This window comes from Glutamicibacter uratoxydans (genome assembly GCF_050753455.1).
Lineage (GTDB): Bacteria > Actinomycetota > Actinomycetes > Actinomycetales > Micrococcaceae > Glutamicibacter > Glutamicibacter uratoxydans_A.
In genome coordinates, this window is the sequence record NZ_CP192736.1 from 3,089,632 (window position 1) to 3,110,113 (window position 20,482).

The window sequence follows — 20,482 nt, forward strand, 5'->3', positions numbered from 1 at the left end:
TTTTACCTGAAACTTAAACACCCAAAAACTGGATGAAAGCTGAATTGTTAATTTGAAGTACCCGATAATTTTCGCAAGTGATTTGTTAGAAATTCAATGAACGGTTCCCTGGCGGCATTGCTCCGACACGCTGCATCCTTGTGCCCGGAACCCGTTTATATTCTCTGCAGGCTAGCGCTATGAAGTATCGGCTAAAGAAGTTCCGATCAATACCAACTTTGTGGTGTAGCAATCTGCCGTTCTGCGGCCAATGCGGCCGCACGCACCTTGTTGCAGACGCTAATCGGATTATTAAGCCACTCCGGCAGCCAGATACGCATAGTCGCTGGCCATCCGAGCACCCCTTCTAAGATTAGCTGGGGAAGTCCATCGCGTTCTGCAACTGTGCTTCGTGCAGCCCAGTCTTCGCCATCCAAGATAATTGCGACCAGAGGAACCTCAGGTTTTTCCTCTGTCGATACAACGAGATCAATTTTATATTGGGACAGTCCAACAGCGGTTTGAACATGCAGCCCCCGTGCACGGAGTTTTCGAGCAATATTTTCACGGTGCCGATCAAGTCTATATGCGGTTCCCTGCTTAATATCTAAGACGCTAGTGCCTTTCTGAGCCAATTCGAGATAGTCGCGCAGCCGTTTTATTCCCAGAGATTCAGACTCAGCGGTACGTAATTGTTCAGGCGCAAAGCTCGAGAAAACTACTACTTCTTTTCGAGCTCTTGTTACGGCAACGTTGAGCCTTCTTTCACCGCCAGAGTTATTTAGCGGACCAAAATTCAATGGCAAAATGCCGCGGTCGTTTGGGCTAAAAGCAGTCGAAAAGAAAATAGTATCTCGTTCGTCGCCTTGGACGTTTTCCAAGTTTTTGACGAAGAGCCCATCTTCAAGCTCTAGTGCTTCTAGCATTCGAGGATCTGGATGGTCTCGGATCATGTCTTCGATTAAATCCCGATGTTGCGCGTTAAAGGTGATGACGCCCAGTGAAGGCAGCACGAATCGTGACTCCTCGAACCGCTTAGCAATATTTTCCACGACTCGACGTGCTTCGACCGGATTCGTTCGTTTGAAACGTGTTTCGACGCCGATCTCACTGCTTCTATGAAAATGCCCGTCGACACGTACTAAGCTGATTCCGTATCCGGAGTCTTCTTTCCCGTTAAGCAAACTTCGGGGCGCAGGAAAAGTAGTCAATCGATTGTCATAAAAGTGCCGGTTACTGAAAGCAATAAGTGACTCGGATTGACTCCGGTAATGCCCAGACAGCCAGATTCGGGGGATTCCCGCTTGTTCACATTCCTGGAGAATAGATTCTTCATCGACAATGACTTCGTCAAAATTCTGCTGATCTGTTGATGCTGAAGACATCGCGAATGATGTAGGAGGCATCTGTTGACTGTCGCCGACCACGATAACACTGGTCGAACGCCCGATGGCGCCTAGTGCATCTGCCACGCGAATTTGAGATGCTTCGTCGAAAATGACGATATCAAACCTCGCATTATCGGCGGGGAAGAACCGTGCGACTGAGTCTGGACTTGATAAAACGCATGGCGTGACTCGGGTGATGACATAAAAGAACTCATTCATCAGTTCGCGCGTCCGCAGTCGTCCTGGCTTGATCGCTTCCCGTAAGGGTTTGAGACGAGCATGGTTCACCGACTTATACTCTTCCCGTCGGCGTATGATTTCATCAGGAATTAAGTGGCAGGCCTGACGACGCTTCAGCTTTGATAACCGATTGAACTCAGTAATTTTTCGTTCATGCCGCACAGGATCGAAATTGTCTAACGATGTAGTTTCAAGGCGTTCGGCAAGAAGCTCTTCTACGAGCCCAACTTCAAAATCTTTAATCATTTGCTCAGCCGAATAGCATCCTGATAGCAAACGCGTTATGGCTTCTTCAGACACTGCACTCGATAGCTGCTGCGCGATCTGTTGGAACTTTACCCATGCCTTGATATCACGTTCAGCGTTCCAATCCGTGCGACGCTCCCACCCAGTGTCAAGCCAACATTCAGATAAGAATTTATTTCCAGACCATGCGAAAATAGCTTCGATTCCTTGGGGAATCTCGACCAGGAGCTTCTGATGTTTTTCAGAATACTCAGATAACAGGCGCCAGCTTTCTTGACGATATTTAGACTGATCGAGGAGAAATTCTATGTTACAAAGCACTTTCTCTGTAAGCTGCTCACGAGCCTTCGACCAAAGATTTCCAAGTTCCGACAACTCATGGATTACCTGAGTCAGCAACTCGTAGCCACGCTCATCTATCTGTATTTCAAGAGCCGAAGATTCCAACCCCGGGAACTGCAAGAGTTGCTGACGAAGATCTTCTGCTTTGAGCTGTTGCGCTTGTGCCATGCGCAAAGCCACGTGGACGGAAGCTTCATCTTTCGCAGTGCCAATCCAAGCGGAGCCTAGGGAAAGAATGCCTTCGTGAATCTTCTTTTTGCGGCCTATTCCCAAGAAGCCGGTGCGGGCAGCCTGCTCAGCTATTACTGCAGCTTCTTCAAGATCGATGGCAAGGATTTCTCGCGTAAACACACGACCAATCGGAGTGACTGAATCTAGCAAGGCACGAAAAGCTTCTAATAAATCATCTGCTGCACCTCGCCATCCCGGCTCTGCAAGGCTATTCAAAAAGTTTGTGGGCTGATTCACCTGCAGTAGCTGGTTAATCAGTAATAAATCATTCGATGATTTCAGGCTCTCGATGATCGTCACGACGCGTTGTCCATGTCGATGGGCAAGTGTCCGTGTTAATGCCTCTGTATAAGCTGCGCTCGCGTCAATGATCGGGCCTACATTCAATGGCAATAAGTCGGCCCCGATGAATCCCCACGGATGTTTCTTGGCAGGCCGTGCTGCAGGCTCAATTGATGCAAGTTTTTCGAAATTTTGTCGGAGGTCCTTAATGCTTTTCTGGGTTGCTTTGCGTACGTAGTCATTCCGGACCGGAGACAAGCCCTTGATCCGTGAAGAGCTGGCATCTGAGTTAATAGCGAGCTTTTGCGTCCAAGCGCTGTACAACGAATAACCGAGAGAATTCTTCTCGTGAAGTTTGTTGGCGTAATTATTAAGGTCGCTGCGGACGGCCTGCAACCGGGCTGACAGGTCCGTACCGAGCCCTTCCTTGCCCGAACTTTTGCACTGAAGTGCAACACGAATCTGACGGCGCACGTTCATGATGCGTGAGTCCTTGTCGTGCAAATCGAGCACATGATTTTCAAGGCCCACTGAGTTCAGCCGTTGTTTCACGACTTCGAGCGCCGCTTTTTTCTCGGCTACGAAAAGAACTCTCTTACCTTCGGCGATCGCGACGGCGATCATATTGGTAATCGTCTGAGATTTTCCTGTACCTGGAGGACCTTCCAGGATAAAGCTTTCGCCTGAGACAGCCTTATCAATTGCGTTCAGCTGAGCAGCGTCGGCAGGCAGCGGACATTTTTCAGACAGGATGTCTAAATCGGGAGATGCTTGGAGGCTATATTTTCCAGCCTTTTTTACAAAGTTCTTATTGCCGCCGTTTAGTATATGTTTAATTACCGCATTTTGTGATATTTCATCCCAATGTTCATCAATGTCCTTCCACATCTGAAATTTTGAGAACTGTAAGATAGCCAGATCGACGGATCGTTGTATTGTGAACTGGATTCCTGTGTGAACCAGAGCGTCTTTCACGCTCTTTATATAACTTTCGACGTTGAACCCATCCCGTTGATCGCCTTGAGCGTTTAATTCTCGAGCATCAATCCCAAATTCCACTCGTAGTTTTTCTAAAAGGCATAGGTTCGTTTGCACCGTTGATGTAGCGTCCATTTCGATCGCGAATTTTTCGTTCGCCTCGGACGTCAGGGTTGCAGGTACCAAAATGAGGGGCGACACATATAATTTTGCGTTTAATTCCCAGTGCAGGGTTGCAACTGCAAGAAATAAATTATTCGCGCCCGTCTCCTGGGTCTCCGTTTGAGCTGCACGTTGAAGGGCGCGCAGTCGGCGAGTCGCAGTGCTTTCCTCGAGGGGCACTTGAATTCGGCGTGAGGTGAGTAATGAATGACGACGTTTCGGATCGGGATCAGCCAATCGCTGGATTTTTTCTGATTTCGATCCAATAGCAATCTCTCCAGATGCCCTCAGACGGAATTTTTTCTCATTTTCGAGAATTTCGATAAATTCGGTTAGGGAATCGCCGGGAACCGCCAGCGGAAACCTAGTGCTAGGCACAAAGTTCAGCAGGCGATTTCGAAATGTGAGGTCCAGTAACTGGTTTTTCCATTGTTTTTCACGGCCCACTGCAGTCGAGCTGCTACGTCCAGCTATCTTCGAATCAAGCATCGTTTTCTTTCGTAAATCCACGACAAATCACTGTGACGATGCACCGAGATATTCTTGTCTGCTTCACCGTTCACAGGGTTTAACTTCAGTTTGAGCGTTATTTGTGTAGCGCTGCTCCCCGCACAGTCGACGTTCACCTCAGCATTTGTGAGACTCTGCCATCAGCGATGGTCAGGCGTTCTTCCCGAACAGCTTGTTCAAGCCCGCGCTGCAACCAGTTGGCGATGCCTACCGTGAATCTCTTGTAGCCGAAGAATCCCATTGTTTCGCGTTTAAGCGTGTCGACGTCCAAATTAGGGATTTCATTCGCCATCTGGCACATGACATTCGCAATTTCACGCGGACTGATATCGGTAATTGACAATCCCTTACCAGAAAAATCTGTACGGTATTCATGCCACTTCAGAGGATCTAATCCAACCGGCCACACAAATTGCTCATCATCGATCATGAATGTGGACTTGTCCAAACAACTGATCATCGCTGTTTCACGGGCAGTGGATACCTTCCCGAGCCCGAATGCGCTATTGGCTAACTTAGACAATCTCTTGGTAGTGAGTGGCCATTCGACAGACGCTATCTCACTTAGCAAGTCAGAAGCTTTCAGTCGAATAGGTCGGGATTCAATTTCGTCCAATTCACCGGGTGTTCCTGCGGTTCTCGGTTGCCATTGCTGATATGTACGAGGTACCGCTTCTGAGTCTCGTGGATCGTCACCAACTTCATTTGTAATCGCTGGCGTTACTCCGTTTTGAGATTCCTCCGTATTGAATACCTGAGCGAAACGCTCCCCGTTTATTCTCGCTGTTTCTATCTCGTCAATTAGAACAGGCGTAGCCATCTGCACTTTAGCCGGTTCAGCCACGTTTACTTGGTCGAGCATTTCAGCCGCTTCAGTAATATCTTCGACGACGAGATCCACCGGGGCTGAAGAAAGTGACTGATTGAGTCGTTCTTCCATCACCAGTCGTTCTTGATCAGCTTTATTCATCTGCTCACGAACACGGCTAAGCACAGATTCAGAATTTTGAAGCCACGCAGGAAGCCAAATCCTAAGGACAGAACCCCAATTCATCAGGTTTACCAGTACTTCCTCCGGTAAACCATCACGGTCACCTACCGTCTTTCGTTGCGCCCACACCTCGTTGTCCAATAGAACCGCCACCAGTGGTTCCTCCGGTCGATCCCTAGTGGCGATTGTCAGATCAATTTTAAAATCTGATAGTCCGACGTTCGATTCGACGACAAATCCTAGCTTTCGGATTTCCTCGGCGATTAAGTCACGGTACCGATCTTCAGCCATTTTCCGTTGCGTATTGTCTTCAAGAATCCGAGTTCCCTGCGCAGCTAGATCGAGGTAAGCCCGTAGGTGTTTAATTCCGACAGATGACGAGTCTTCCGCACGGAGATCTTCAGGGGCAAAACTAGAAAAAACTACCACTTGACGCCGGGCGCGCGTCACAGCTACATTTAGCCGACGTTCGCCTCCAGCGTTGTTCAATGGCCCGAAGTTAAGAGGCAATTTTCCATTGTCATTTACGCTGAATGCTGTTGAAAACAGAATCACGTCTCGCTCGTCACCCTGAACATTTTCCAAGTTCTTCACGAACAGTCCTTCACTGTCCGTATCTAGCGCCTCAACAAGCCGGTCATCACCAAGATCCCGAATTAGGTTCTCTATATAATTTCGCTGCTGAACGTTGAACGTAATCACGCCGAGCGAAGGGTTCTGTCCGGGAGAGCTGTCGAAGCGTCGCTTTATCTCAGTCACTATTGCTTGGGCTTCAATCGGATTAGTTCTAAGTAAGGTTCCCTTACCTGTGCGATGAAATTTTCCATCAACACGTACCAAACTGATACCGTGACCATTCTCGTTCGTCATAACTTGGCTACTACGTGGTGCAGGGAAGGAAGAAAGCTTTCCCTCGTAGTACTGCTGGTTACTGAAAGCAATCAATGATTCATCTTGCGAGCGATAGTGCCACGAAAGCCATTGTCGTGATACTCGGGCTTGTACGCATTCGCTGAGAATCGATTCTTCGTCAGCAACAACAGACAGTTCATTTTCGTCGGATTCGTCATCAACACCCACTCCGCCAAAAACCGTCGGCGGCATCTGTTTACTGTCTCCAACGACTATGGCCGAGTTCGCCCGCCCCAAAGTTCCAATTGCGTCAGCAACTCTTATCTGTGATGCCTCGTCGTAAACAACCACGTCAAATTGTCCAGCCCGAGGAGGGAAAAAGCGCGCGGCAGAGTCTGGACTGACCAAGACGCACGGAAGAATTGTGGTGATCAGATCCCCGTAATTTGTCATCAACTGACGAACAGTTTGGCCTCCCCGCCGACGATTAAGTTGACGTTGCAACTCGCCCATGCGACTGGATTCCTTCTGCAGAAGAGGAGCACGACGTTCTGAGATCTGCGCGGGCAACGTTCTCACTAAGTGCTGACGAATATCTTTTGACGAGGCTGTGAAGCGTTCAATGTTCCGAAGATGACTGCTCTCACTGAAATCGTCAAGTGAGTTGACTCCTAATCGCTCACGGAGTGCGGCTTCGGCCGAGCCTTTCACAAAACCGCGTAGCGCATCTTCAGCGGGATACGTACCATCACGCAATAGTTCCCGCGCTGCAAAAAGGCCATGCTCACGAAGAATCTCTATAGCCGTCATAAACGCGATCCAGCGACTTAGGGTACGATCACTGCTTCCATCATGCTCGCGTCCCGAACGTGTTTGAACGAATCTTTGCAAGAACGTTGATTCGCCAGCCCATTCATCTTTCCGCTCGTTCCACGATGAAAGAACTAAAATCAGTCGTTCCCATGCCGCAGCCACATCGTGTAGTCCCTGAGCTACTATTTGCGCGGCCGTACCTGGATTACGCAGTACTTCCCGAAGTGGTTCGACGTGCTCATCACGGCTGCTAGTCTCAGCAGCCGTGAGTTTTTGTGCCAGTTCTTGGAGCTCAGCACTACGTGTAACCACTTGTTCCACATGAACAGGGATAAACGGGTTCCATCGCTGAACAAGTTCGATTCCTGCGATTTCCCCCCACCCTTGCATTAATTCAGCACACTTAGATCGGGCATCAATCAATCCGGTAATGACGTCAACTAGATTCTTCGCGTCCTCTTCGTTCCCGTGCCAGTGGCCGCCAAATTTCTCCGAAATTATTTGCAGACGTCGCTTATTTTTTCCAAGGCCAAGGAAGCCCGAAGACTCCGCTTGAATGGCTGCTTCCCGGATCGGGACAAGATCCATAAATAGCACGGCGGGATCAACAGTTTTCGTTACCCAGGACATCGTCGTAGCAAGATCTTGGGTATCTGCGATGAGAGTTTGAACCCGCTGTGACCACGCAGCACTATTGATTTCGTCCAAGACGGATAATGGTGTTCCAGCAGCAATCAACTCAGCGACTAGAAAAAGCTGTTTCGGGTTACTTGCTGAGAACATGAAGCTTCGCGCAGTTTCGGCTTGCTCATCGCGCTCAAGGCTCAGTATTGCGCTGTTAAGTTCACCTGTTGCAGCGAGCACTTTTTGCTGTGTATCGGCATCAATTGGGGAATCAATAAAACCCCACGGGTGATTTTTTTGCGGATGAGCGATTTCTGCCGTCTCCGGCAATTCGCTCATTGCATCGCGTACTCTCGAAATAACTGAAATTGAAGTTTCGGATGCGAATTTTTCAGTTATCGGTAAGGCGGGTATTTCCGTAGCTACTACGAGAGCGCTGTTATTCGCGCTATATGCTGAATATCCCGCGGCATTCTCATCATGAATGCGCGACGCATAAAGCGCTAGTTTACGGCGTGCAGATCGCAAGTCGCTCTTGACCAGTTGCATACCTTGATCATCCGAATAAACTACATGGTCAATTGAGTCCTTAATTTGCTTTCGCACCTCGTTCGGGCGTGCACCTTTGTCATGTAGATCCAACGCATAAGCGCCGAGGCCGACGTCGTTCAATCGTCGACGGACAACTTCCAGTGCGGCTCGTTTCTCGGCAACAAAAAGTACCCGTTTACCGGAAGACATCGCGTGAGCCAACAGGTTGGTAATAGTTTGTGACTTACCCGTTCCCGGAGGTCCTTCCAGAACAAATGTCCGGCCTTGCTCAGCTGATGCCACCGCCTCAAGCTGAGATGCATCCGCAGCGACTGGAAGTCTCGCCGCAAGATCATCAAGATTTATCGCATCATCTAGTTCATTAGGTGCGGCTGGGTCGATGAATTCACTTGTAGGTGTTTCCACTAGATGTTTGACCAAAGGGGCCGTTAAGAAAGTGGCCCAGTTTTCGTCAAGGTCCTTCCACATACGGAACTTTGCAAACTGCAAGATTGCTAAGTCGACGGTCTGTTCAACGTGAAATGGGAGGTCGGCATCAATAATTGCCTGCGTGACCGCTGCGAAAGTTTTTTCCAGATCGATGCCTGAGGAATCCAGTTCAGGATTCTCAAAATTAGGAATCGTTATGTTGAATTGTTCCCGCAGTTTCTCGGCCAAACAATAGTTAGGAGTTGACGTACCAGATTCGTCACGAACAACACGGAAGTGGCCGCCACGGCCAGCAGGTTGTAAATTGACTGGAATCAGAATCAATGGAGAGCGAAGGTCTTTTCCGTCTAAGTTCCATAGTAATGTCCCCATAGCAAGATATAAATTATTCGCGCCGCTTTGATCCACAATGGTTTTAGCTTCAGACGCAATTTTACGGAGCCTAGTTTTGTAAGTATTGGCTGAAAGCTCCGTATATACCTGACCCTTGGTAAGCAGGAGCTCAATACGACGGTCTACTGGCAGCAAGGCCCCATTTTTGTAGCGTTCAACATCTACTGCCCCGATGGAATCGTCAGGTAGCAGCTCAATGGATTTCCCATCATTGATGAGGTCCTCGCAGCTTGCCACCGCTTGGTCTGGGATTGCTAAGGTGAAGCGAGAACTGTCAGTGAAGTTCAATAATCGGTTACGGAGCGATAAGTCCAAAAGTCCGTTCTTCCACTGGACCACTCGTGACGGAACACTGGAGCGGTCTTCCCGGTTCGAATCTATCGACCGTGTGGCCTTCTCTTTAAAGAATCGGTCTAGGACTCCGGATTCGGCAGGCCGGTATTCAACAACGGTAACTTCCCCTGATGCATCGACCCGTCGGGCGGGCAACGGGAAGATTCCACTATTTCTCGCCTGGGCCAGGTCAATGACATATTGGAGATTCTGTGCCGCGCCTGCCCCTTGCCCAAAAGTTCGACGTGTATTTGCTGAAGAAGACTGAATTGAGGCCTTCTTTTCATGAGTTAAGGCCGTCGTTTCGACTATCCGAAGTTTATCCGTGCTCAGTAGATTGAATAGGCTTCCAGCATTTTCTTGGTCGACGCTTGCACTAGCCAAGGAAGCCTCAATACGCCAATATGCAAGGAAGGCATGGCCTTCGACCAACCAGAGTGTGGAGTTGATTCCTACTTGCTCGAGAACGGATGCAAACAAGACTGTGGTATCCAAGCACGTCCCAAATCGATTTGTCAGCACTTCTTCGGCAGATCGAACATGTTGTCCGCCAAGATGAGCAAGTTCCCAACTTGCAGGTGGATTGCTGTACCGAATTTGGCGACTTCCTAATACGTCAAAAATAGCTTCGGCGATCGCATCTACTCGCTCCGAGCCTGACTGGAAACCTTCAAGTTTCGAATCTCCGGTCCGCTTTAGCAGCAGATCACTAACATCTGAGAGGATACTCGTGATTTCCGGATGCTGCGGTTGAACAAACGCCGCGAGCAGCTCGGCATCAGCTTGCGTCGTTGTGCCTGTCCAATGCGTCCAAGGGAGAATCTCAACTTGCTCCGTAGATTCAGCAATAACTGTGTCATTGACTTTTACTTGGACTGAAACTTTGCCTGGGCGTCGAGAATCAATGCCGGAAAAGATATCAGGATCCAACTCCACATTTAGATCGTGCAGCGGAGTCTGTCCCGGGACCAAGTCCATTCGTCGTTCGGCAACTGTCGAAACAACAGCGCCCCCGCTTGTCACGGCTGCCGTGACAACAACCGAAAGCGGAACGTCACCCCTGTAATCTACTTCTACTCTGTCAATGATGGGAAAGCGTGATTGCACTGTTGCATAGTTAATCGCCGCATTGCACGCAATATCTAAGGTCAGCTTCTCGCTAAGTAATGACGATTCTGCTGATACTTCTGCGGCATTGCTCTTGGGCTGGTGCTCGGAGGATCTGTTTTCGCCGGTAAGTGGATTCTTTGGCTCTAGAGCCAATACTTGGTCTGAAGCATGAATCCGAGCATCGCCTAAAACCTCATTCTCCCGTATCTGGATAATCAGATGTTCGATTTTGCTAACATCGTCACTCAGTTCCAAAGACTGGAGTAATCTTAGGCACGTGTCTATCGCACGTTTTAGGTCTGACGAATCGAACTCTCTGCCATGTGCCCACCCATTTCGGATGTCGAGCAATTCAAGGAGAAACGCGCGTTGAGGCGCCGTCAGCTTGAACAAATACCCTAAATGACCAAGATGGGTGGTCAGAAGTCTTATCTGCGCTGACAGGTCTTCTTTCTCAACCGGGCGTGCAGATTTTCCATTCTTAGCGTCAAGTGAACGAAGTATTTTTGGCCAGTCGCCATCCGGGACACGACCACTGAGGTTAGCTGAAATATAGCTAAGCAATGCACCGGACATGATTTCAACGGCTGAACCCAAAAAACTACGATTTGATCTCAACGTTTCTTCCCCCAAATAACTTTTCGCGATACAGCAGCAAGATTTCTAAACAGAATCTATCGCATGACACCGACGACTAGTAAAACTTCTGGATTTAGGGAATCAGAGAATTGAAATTCTACGACTTTATTTTCAATCTCACAGACTGCAGTATTTGTCGGTATCGTCCACTGCCCTAGTTTGTTTGAGTATTCGTTAGGTGCGGCCCGACATAACCTATATAGATTTTTCCAGTCCGAACTACGTCATCTAGGTAGTGCATCCTGGCGCTCCCCATTCCTGCTCGATGCAATCGGAAGTGTGCCACCATTGTCGCTTTGCAGCCGGGGTCAACGCTGGACGGAACGCTGAACTCTCGTTCTTTGCCCCACTGCCCCATGGTTACTTTCGATTCGTTCATTGCGTGCTTTGCTGCACTGATACTTGAACTGCCGCTTTGGTGATTCCTCAAATACTCTTCAACGTCACCAGTGAATTCATCATCAATTTTCGCTTTGGCATAGTTCTCCAAGGCCCTGCAAGCATGAAGCAAGTTAAATGCGGCTCTGCCGAGTTGGTCTCGATTATCGATATAATCGACGTGCGCGTAGTCACCGGTAAATGCAACGACGGATGCTGCGCCAATTTCTTCAAGGACTTCCCTACACGAACTAGGTCGAACCCAGCCATCATCGACTGGGGTTACACCATTTGCGCTCTCATGATCGTTGGCTTCTCTGAGCTTCTCTCTTAGCCACCGTATTTCTGATTGTTGCTTCTGCAACTCCTCTTGGTACTCCGCTTGTTCGATTTCGATATCGTTTAGCGACGCAGTAGTTTCCCGCAGCCCATCTTGAAGGTCTTCAATTTCCACTAATTGCTTTTCAATCGTTTCAACAGCTTCATCACTAAGCGTGTTAGTCGCTGGCGCTATCCGTGAGGCTGCTGAGACAATCGCTGCCTCGGTCAGATCTTGGATTCCTAGGATCGCTTGAACAAGATCAAGTTTGCTTTGCAGTTCGCTTTTCGAAGGCTCAGTCGTCGGATTGTTAACCGAAGGTCCTACCGGAGTGCCTTCTTGCGTTCCCGTCTCAGTGCGCTGGGTTACTACCACAGTTTCATGCGGTTTTTCGAGACCAACTGGAGGTTGTTCAACACCCGGCTTGATAGATGGGGTCGCCAATTTAGGCTTCTCTATTTCATCTATCAACCGCTGGGTTGCGGCTCGTGTGAATCTACGACGCGCAAACATGAGTTCCAGTGGCTCTGTCCGTGTCGCGGCATGTCGACGTGCTGCATTACCAAGCAATTGTCGAACGACCGTCGGCTTTTGCTGCGCCAATCGTCCAGTACCTATATAGCGGTGTCGAACAGAGTCGACAGGGCTTCCATGATCGACGCCTGGAAAGTATGTTCTGAGTGTCCATGGTGCAACTGCGTAATGCCCGATTCGTCGAGCTAATTCCAAAGTTGCTTCGGGAGTGAGAAATATTGTCTGCGCCAGACCGTACACTTCTCGGGCCCAGTCTGGACCTAATCCGGCAAAGGGTTCAAAGAGCTCCCTTTCCTCTTTTCGACTCCCACCAACGAATACCAGTCCATGCCGGTCGGAGTCTTCAAGCAGCTCGACCAGTTCGTCGACTTTTTCGATGTCCCAGACCATGGGCTTATCTAGAAACTGCAATGAGGCATCAAAAAGATTAAGTCGACGCATCAGCGCTTTAGCGATACGTGGGACGCTCACGAACCTTCCCTCAGCGCTGCGCACTGAGATATTAATCCATCCTTCCGAGGACGCGTATATCTCAGTCGTAAACCGACCCGCTGGGGTTTCTTCAACTAATCGACAGAGCAGCAGTTCATGGACACCGTTTTCGACAGTATCGATGGTGGCCTTAGAATCATTAGTCTCTGCACGCCCGTGGGCGGCCGCTATTACGATGTTTTTTTCGCCTAGCCACTTAACGAACTCTTCGCGAACAGCAGGAATACAATCTTGCGGAACCGACGCACGAGAAAAAGACTGATAGTCCTGATCACTTACTGCTGCTCGTGGACGTTCTAACGTGGCATTCAATATTCCGTCCACAAGGATCGTTCCCTTCGTCTATTGCTGCACCTACGAGGAATCGTATCGTGAACTAGTTAGTTGACTCCGCAATATGAGTATTTTAAATCCCGCACTCGAAGAATCGAGATAGATGACCACGACGAAACAACAAAGAATGACCCACAATCGTGTTTCCCCTTCTCATGCTGATAATCTCCAACCATACGGTTGAATGAGGAGCCACTACCGATGAGCCATAAATGGTCACAATTCAAGGACTTACGCTTGCGACGTGAAGCAATCTCCTGGCTCCAAATACGAACTAGTGGTGGAGTGCACTCCCTAAGTAGGGAAGAATTAAATGACTTCTTCTTTGACGGTCAACCTTTCAAGCTCATCGATCCGATGAAGGGTATTCGTAAGCCCGCAGAGCTTGAAGCTGCACTATCAATCATGACTGCATATAGGAAACCTGGCGAAGATCGCCCCTACGCAGATGATGTAGGACCAGACGATTTGCCTCGATACATGTGGGAGGGAAACAATCCTGAAACCTCAACGAATGCCGGACTTCGTCTTGCTTACGAAAGAAACTTACCGATCATTTGGTTCATTGGGATCGGTGGCTCTCCCACTCAGTTTCACGCTGTGTGCCCGGTGAAGATTATTGGGGAAGAACGTAGTCTGAAGCGTTTCGTTCTGAGCCCAGTTTTAGAGGACGATCTAACCTTCGCTGGACTTGGAGATCCAGGATCCGCGGAGAATATTATCAAAAAGTACCTACAACGAGAAACAAAAATTCGACTTCACCAGCCGGTATTCCGAGCATCCGTAATTAGGGCTTATAACGGACGCTGTGCCGTGTGCAGTCTTGGCCATGAGATTTTACTAGATGCTGCGCATATCGTTCCAGATTCGGATGATCGTGGTATCGCCTCAGTTACAAATGGGCTCGCACTGTGCAAAATCCACCACGCGGCTTATGATTCATCAATCTTGGGTATTTCACCGGATTATACAGTCGAGATACGTCGAGATCTTATGGAAGAGAATGACGGGCCCATGCTGGAGCATGGATTGAAAGAACGTCACAAAGAAAAACTAATGACGCTTCCGAGCATCATGAAAGAACGGCCTGACCGGGAATTATTAGATATCACTTATCAGAAATTCTTGCTCGCTCAACCAGCTTAAGCAGATGACTCGCAAGAGCAACCAGAATCTAGAGGGCAAACAAACACCGCAAATCCTTTCGGCTGCGCAAGTGTGGACAACCGCAACCAATATGAACTTCGTTCTGCCCTCTTCCGAGCACGGCGCATCGTTCACGAACTTCAGGGAATCGAAACTGGCTGCCGGACCGAAATACGAAAGGCGCTCGCAACGTGGATCCTGTAGGGGAATGGGATTGGGCCGATTGGTTCTATTTCTACTCGACCGTAGCAACATTTCTAACGACCATCGGCGTTCTCGGAATAATTTGGCAGATCATCGGCGAGCGTCGTACTCGCCATCGCGAATTCGAGAATATGTATGTGAGTCGGTACTGGAGCATCGCAAATAATTTGCCGCGACGGTTTGTTTGTGGCCATCCAGATTACGAGGCCAATGAGAAAGAAGTTGTTGCACTCACTGAGTATTTGCTCCTCTGCGAAGATGAACTCGATCTGAGGATGAGAGGCTTCGTTACGGATCAAACGTGGGAAATCTGGGCCGAAGGAATATGCGCTGCTTCATCCGATAAAAAACTGCGCGAGCTCGCGAGTACTTTTCCTCCCGGGCGTCTGACGAATTTCAAGACACTGCTAGAGTCAGGTTCTTCCTCCTTTGACCCACTAGCTTGGTCAAAAACAAAGCGTTGGTGGAACGGGCTACGTTAGGACAACCGTAATCACACAGTTAAGCGCGTTTCCGAAGCGTCGTCTTGTCGGGTTCTACAAGCGAGTAAATCAGCAAGAGAGCCTCGTGAATACCGTCATCGTGAGACCCTTGGACTATGGACTTAGAAATATCGTCCGCGTTAAGGATCCCGGAATCTGAACTTCATTGGCGTTTTTCGTGCTCTTCAGGCCCCGGAGGTCAACATTTAAATACCTCCGACAGTCGTGTTGAACTTTCGTGGTCGGTTACCGATTCACTTTCGCTATCCGACCAGCAATGAACCGTCCCGGAAATTATGCCGCCAGTTTACTGGCGGCTTCATCGGGTAACGAGCCGCTCATTGAACCGTCCCGGATTTGATGCCGCTGTCTTTCGAGAGAAAGATAGTAACTATGCCCAAGAGGTACCCTGCCGAAGTTCGTGACCGTGCTGTAGCCATGGTGATGGATCGGCTTTCCGAATATCCCTCCATTTATGCTGCATGCAAGGCATTGGCCCCAAAGTTGGACGTTGGTAAAGAATCCTTACGGCGCTGGGTTCTTCAAGCCCAGGTTGATGCCGACCAAAAAGAAGGCTCGACCACCGATGAGCAAGACGAACTCAAGCGTCTGCGGGCCGAAAACAGGGACTTGAAGGAAGCCAACGAAATCTTGAAGGCTGCCTCGATTTTCTTCGCGAGGGAGCTCGACCCTCGCCGCCGCTAATCTGCCGGTTCATTGACGAACAAAGAGCTTTAGGTCATGCGGTCGAGTCGATCTGCGCCGTCCTGCGATCGCAGGGCGTGCAGGTTGCCGCACGAACCTACAGAGCCTGGAAAACACGTTTGCCAGCCCTGCGCGCCTTTGAGGACGCGAAGATCATTGACACGTTACGCAGCCTCAAAGAGTTAGACAGTAAAGGAAGACCGAAACCAGAAATCCTTTACGGCCGGCGGAAAATGACTGCTTGGCTGCGGCGCAACGGTCACGCGGAGGTCTCCAAGCACACCGTGGATCGGCTCATGCGAGATGAAGGCATGAATGGCCTGATTCGTGGACGTAAGACCCGCACCACAATCCCCGGCAAAGACGGCCACAGAGCCGGTGACCTGCTAAATCGAGACTTCAGCGCAGAGGCACCCAACCGGATTTGGGTCACGGACTTCACGTACGTACCGGTGTATTCCGGGTTCGTTTACGTTGCGCTGGTGATTGACTTATATTCACGGGCGATTGTTGGGTGGGAAACCTCCACGGTGAAAGACACGGCCTTCGTGGAACAATGCTTAAAGATAGCTTTATGGCGTCGCAAACACACTAAAAGACCAGTTGACAAGGGGCTTCTGTATCACTCAGATGCAGGATCGCAGTATACTTCGATCCGTTATACCGACACGTTGGAGATTGAAGGCTTGGTTCCTTCCATCGGAAGCGTCGGTGATGCGTACGATAACGCCGCTGCCGAAACTGTGATGGGTCTATTCAAGAATGAAGCCGTGGCCAAGGGATCGCCATTCAGATCTGGTGCACTGAAGACCGAATCAGATGTCATTGAGATCGTCTTCGACTGGGTGTTTTGGTACAACAATGATCGCTTGCATTCCTCGCTGGTTCACCAAACTCCCGAGGAATTTGAGCAAGCCTACTATGATGAAATAACAGGCTCGTTACCCGACGCTGCCGCACATAAGACGGCGGCATGATTTCCGGGACGGTTCAACTAACGCATTCGACTTGCAGATTCTCGGCTTCGCTGGTCACCCTAAGCAGGTCCTCGCCTACACGTTGCCTCGCCAACAGCATAAGTAAAGGTCTGAGCTCACGCCGGATCGCTGATCCCTCATGGGTAGAACCACGTATCAATATGACTAATCGCATTCTGCTGGATGCACGCTAGTCAGAAACTTACGACTCCCACATATCTTTAGCATCACCGCTATGACACTCGTTCGTAGATCGAACTACTGCAAATTCACCCCAAAATTCACCCTTTTTCACCCATACTGCTCAGCAATTGCTCTTCCAGACGGATGCCGGTACCCCAACAAGCAATCTCACTCGGCGCCAAAGAACTAGAAATCGGAGGACACTTTTAACGGCGTTAGGACGATGCGGACGGCCGCAAAGCCTGATTTCACATAATCTAAAAGGGTCAAGCGAAATTGGCCTTGGAACCCAACCGGGGACAAGATGCGCCCACGGAAGCCGGCGACGCTAAACTCAACGCCGACGAGTTTGACCTCATTCAGGCAGCCATGCCCACGTTGAAGAAGATCATGTCCGCAGGCCCACAGTGAAAGCCAAGGACGTCAGCCTAGTACCAACGTTATTCTTTGCCGCGCTTTCCACTGCCGTAGTTAGTTCCTGGGGAATGCTGCGGATTCCAGTGATCGCCAGAGAGTTCGAAATCAAGGCCAGCTCCGCGCAATGGATGCTGACAACCAACCTGTTCGTCGGAGCCGTATCCACCCCAGTTTTGGGCCGTCTCAGCGATGGGCCTCACAAAAAACGCCTGCTTTCGATCTCTTTCGCAATCACCTTCGCCGGTTCGATCATTACGGCAGTCGCACCACGTAATGAGCTATTTATTGTCGGAAGAATCCTGCAGGGTGTGACTTACGGAGCTAACTTGACAGGCTCAAATTTTCGGCTTGTCCCATACAAACAGTTCGAACTCGCCTTTCCCGGACGGGAAACGCACTCAACACTCATCAGCTGAGGAAAAATACGGCACCGCAAAAGCCCTAAGTTCGCGCAACAGGCCCCATTGACCACCACCGCGCTTCCCCCATGAATGTCTGGCACAAAAGATCCCAACCACGCAAAGACGCCACCTCGACAACGAGGTGGCGTCAAAGGTCGAACAGGCCATGAAAACCTAGACGGCAGTGTATCCGCCATCGATCGGGATGGTGGTGCCGGTGATGAACTTGGCCTTGTCACTTGCTAGATAGGTAATGAGGTCAGCGACTTCCTTGGCTTCGCCCACACGGCCAGCCGGGTGTAGCTTTGCGTACTGCTCCAAGGTCGGCTCATCGATCAGCGGGGTGCGGATCACGCCAGGGGCTACCGCGTTGACGCGAATGCCTTCCTTGGCGTACATGGTGCCGGCTGCGCGGGTCATATTGACCACGCCACCCTTGGAGGCGGAGTAGGCAATGTTGTTCGAGACTGCTACCAACCCAAACATCGAGGCCAAGTTGATGACGGCCCCACCCTTGCCCTGCTTCAATAGCTGAGCAATGACGTACTTATTGGTATAGAAGACGCCGGAGTAGTCGATTCCATTGGTGCGCTCCCAGTTGTCGATGGTCGAGGTAACCACGTCACCCTCGCCACCCACACCAGCTGAGGCCACGGCGATGTCTACCTTGCCGAATTCCTCGACGGTCTTGGCAACAGCAGCTTCTACGTTCTCGGCATTCGAAACGTCACCCTGGAAGAACTTAGCGCCGATTTCATCGGCCACTTCCTGCGACTGTGGATTGAAGTCGAAAATCATTACCTGGGCACCTTCGGCAATGAAGTTCTTGGCTGTTTCCAACCCCAGACCTGACCCACCGCCGGTGATAAATGCGACCTTGTCTTTAAGTTCCATGATTCGCTCCAATCCTTGAATGTTTCGCGGTAACTTTCGTGACCGTCTATCATCTATAGAACCATGAAATAATTGAAGCGTCAACCATATGCGAGAGTTGTCTCCCGTCATCCATCTAACGCGAATTGCTGTTGCTGGCTGCCACTTACGGAAATTTTCAAGTCAAGTGAGACCACCGCAAGCTATACAGCCGATACGGCCACGTTGTCTTCTTCCTCCCGAGCGACGGGCTCATTGATCCAAGCCTGCTCCGGCAACCGCAGCTTCCTCGGCAACCAGGAGGAGGAAAACCGTTCAGGATGCACATCCCACGCTTGGCGCAACGCTGTCAGACGCTGATCATCAACATGCCCGGTCATCCCGAAATGCACGTCTGCCGGGGTGTGGAACCCGATGCCTGAATGCCGGTGCTGCGTGTTGCACGCGCCGACAAACCGGTCCATGAAATCCCTGGCATGAGCCAGCGAGCCAAACCGCTCAGGGAACGTCGGCAGATACTTCAAGGTCTTGAACCACGGCTCCGAATAGGGGTTGTCATTACTGACTTTCGGCCGTGAATGCGATTTGAGCACATCCAAATCAGCGAGCAATGCCGCCACAGGCTTCGACGTCATGGACGTGCCGCGATCCGCGTGCACCACCTTCGGCACATGGTCGCAGGCGAAGACCTGTTCCATGAAGGCCTTGGCCAGCTCGCCAGATTCCCGGGCGTGAACCTGCGCGCCGACAATGTAACGCGAATAGATATCGATCATGACGTACGCATCGAAGTAGGTGCCTTTCTGTGGTCCTGCCAGCTTGGTGATATCCCAGGTGAACACTTCTCCGGGCCCGGTCGCAACCAGCTCGGGGACCTTCCGTGACGGGTGCCGTGCCTGCCGGCGGCGTTCCTTGACCTGCTTCTCACGTTGAAGCAGTCGATACATTGTCGATACGGAACACAGGTAGGTCCCTTCAGAGAGCAACGTCGCGAAGATCTGCTCGGGTGCCTGGTCGACGAACCGGTCGCTGTTCAGCGTGGCGAGCACGGTGGCTTCTTCCTGGGTCGTGAGCTTGTTCGCTGGGGCTGGCCGGCTGGACGCCGCGCGGCTTATTGGCGGGCGTTGGCGGCGGTGCATCGTCGCTCGCGCAACGCCTGCCAGAGCGCTGGCACGACGGGTGGGTACCATTCCGGACACGAGCTGTTGGTAGGTGTTTTCCAAGACCAGGCGTGCTTCTACTTCGAATCCGCGCTCTTTGAGATCTGCTCCAAGAGCGCGTGTGCTTTTCCCATGATTTCCAAGGCGGTTTGCGTGGTGGCCAGTTTCTGCTCGTTCGCCGCCAGCTGCTTTTTCAGCTTCGCGATTTCCGCTTGTTCCTTGCTCAGCCGGCCGGGCTTGGCCGAGGATTGGGAGGCGACGGTTCCGTCGAGGATTCCGGCGTCGCGTAGTTTGCGCCATTCGGTGATTTGGGAGGAGTAGAGCCCGTTGGCTCTCAGATAGCCGCCGCCTTCGCCGGTTTGGATGGCTTGTTCGTATCCGTCGAGGTAGGCGGATTTCTGGGCTGGGCTGATCACGCGGCGGCGTGCGGTCGCAGGTCGTGGCGGGTCGGTGGAGTCCATGGTTCCATTGTCCTGCACGGTGCTGATCAGTTCGGTCAGTGAGGTGATGCTCATGGTGGAGCGGTCCTGTTCTTGCCCTGTCCTTGGGGTGGTTTGTTATGAACGGGTGGTCTCACTCAACCCTGACAGACTGTGAGTCTGGGAGTAGCTGGTCTGGGATCAGCTGGCAGAGTAGGAACCAGCCGCCTACCCTTGTCTCGTGACTCTTGACAGACTTGGCCCCGCGGGGTGCCGTAGCCCTGACTTGTCCGAGCCTGGGGTGGTCGGCCGGCACCTGCCCGGCCCACCCCGGTAGCCTGATCAGAAGGCTGCCCGCCACCAGC

At 50.8% G+C, this 20,482-nt stretch carries 10 protein-coding genes and 1 pseudogene; 6 read left to right on the forward strand and 5 right to left on the reverse strand.

The window, feature by feature from the left end:
• Positions 1 to 206: 206 nt before the first annotated feature.
• The 3 genes from ACQQZ8_RS14235 to ACQQZ8_RS14245 form a co-directional block, all read right to left on the reverse strand.
• Entirely contained in the window at positions 207 to 4,358 is a 4,152-nt protein-coding gene (locus tag ACQQZ8_RS14235) for a DUF4011 domain-containing protein (protein ID WP_431710461.1), read from the reverse strand.
• Positions 4,359 to 4,470: 112 nt separating this feature from the next.
• Positions 4,471 to 11,052 carry a DUF4011 domain-containing protein gene (locus ACQQZ8_RS14240; RefSeq protein ID WP_431710462.1) on the reverse strand — a complete coding sequence of 2,194 codons (6,582 nt, stop codon included), beginning with the start codon at positions 11,050 to 11,052 and terminating at the stop codon, positions 4,471 to 4,473.
• A gap of 196 nt (positions 11,053 to 11,248) precedes the next feature.
• Positions 11,249 to 13,141, reverse strand: coding sequence for a hypothetical protein (locus ACQQZ8_RS14245; RefSeq protein WP_431710463.1), 1,893 nt, complete (start codon positions 13,139 to 13,141; stop codon positions 11,249 to 11,251).
• 210 nt (positions 13,142 to 13,351) lie between these two features.
• Here ACQQZ8_RS14245 and ACQQZ8_RS14250 point away from each other — a divergent pair, with 210 nt between their 5' ends.
• From ACQQZ8_RS14250 to ACQQZ8_RS14275, 6 genes and pseudogenes are all read left to right on the forward strand, one after another.
• Positions 13,352 to 14,296 (forward strand): HNH endonuclease, encoded by a 945-nt coding sequence (locus ACQQZ8_RS14250; RefSeq protein ID WP_431710464.1) that lies wholly within the window; start codon positions 13,352 to 13,354, stop codon positions 14,294 to 14,296.
• Positions 14,297 to 14,487: 191 nt separating this feature from the next.
• Complete coding sequence (locus ACQQZ8_RS14255; protein WP_431710465.1) at positions 14,488 to 14,982, forward strand: hypothetical protein; 495 nt, start codon at positions 14,488 to 14,490, stop codon at positions 14,980 to 14,982.
• Between the two features lie 116 nt (positions 14,983 to 15,098).
• Positions 15,099 to 15,260 (forward strand): annotated as a pseudogene (locus ACQQZ8_RS14260) (peptide chain release factor-like protein); the annotation flags it as partial.
• A 115-nt stretch (positions 15,261 to 15,375) separates the two neighbouring features.
• Positions 15,376 to 16,664, forward strand: a protein-coding gene (locus ACQQZ8_RS14265; protein ID WP_431710466.1) for an IS3 family transposase whose coding sequence is annotated in 2 segments (ribosomal slippage) — positions 15,376 to 15,649 and positions 15,649 to 16,664 — 1,290 coding nt in all. Because the reading frame shifts where the segments join, the coding sequence is not laid out codon by codon here.
• Between the two features lie 459 nt (positions 16,665 to 17,123).
• Positions 17,124 to 17,258: a hypothetical protein gene (locus ACQQZ8_RS14270; protein ID WP_431710467.1), complete on the forward strand. Its 135-nt coding sequence runs from the start codon at positions 17,124 to 17,126 to the stop codon at positions 17,256 to 17,258.
• Positions 17,255 to 17,680 carry an MFS transporter gene (locus ACQQZ8_RS14275; RefSeq protein ID WP_431710468.1) on the forward strand — a complete coding sequence of 142 codons (426 nt, stop codon included), beginning with the start codon at positions 17,255 to 17,257 and terminating at the stop codon, positions 17,678 to 17,680. Before ACQQZ8_RS14270 ends, ACQQZ8_RS14275 begins: the two co-directional genes overlap by 4 nt.
• Positions 17,681 to 17,839: 159 nt before the next feature.
• Here ACQQZ8_RS14275 and ACQQZ8_RS14280 read toward each other — a convergent pair whose 3' ends face one another.
• Complete coding sequence (locus ACQQZ8_RS14280) at positions 17,840 to 18,559, reverse strand: SDR family NAD(P)-dependent oxidoreductase (RefSeq protein WP_431710469.1); 720 nt, start codon at positions 18,557 to 18,559, stop codon at positions 17,840 to 17,842.
• Positions 18,560 to 18,741: 182 nt separating this feature from the next.
• Positions 18,742 to 20,213, reverse strand: a protein-coding gene (locus tag ACQQZ8_RS14285; RefSeq protein ID WP_431710470.1) for an IS3 family transposase whose coding sequence is annotated in 2 segments (ribosomal slippage) — positions 18,742 to 19,823 and positions 19,823 to 20,213 — 1,473 coding nt in all. Because the reading frame shifts where the segments join, the coding sequence is not laid out codon by codon here.
• Positions 20,214 to 20,482: the final 269 nt, after the last annotated feature.

Bases quoted from the DNA above. Each gene is read 5' to 3' on its own strand.
- ACQQZ8_RS14250 (WP_431710464.1), top strand. From the start codon at position 13,352: ATGAGCCATAAATGGTCACAATTCAAGGACTTACGCTTGCGACGTGAA.
- ACQQZ8_RS14280 (WP_431710469.1), bottom strand. From the start codon at position 18,559: ATGGAACTTAAAGACAAGGTCGCATTTATCACCGGCGGTGGGTCAGGT.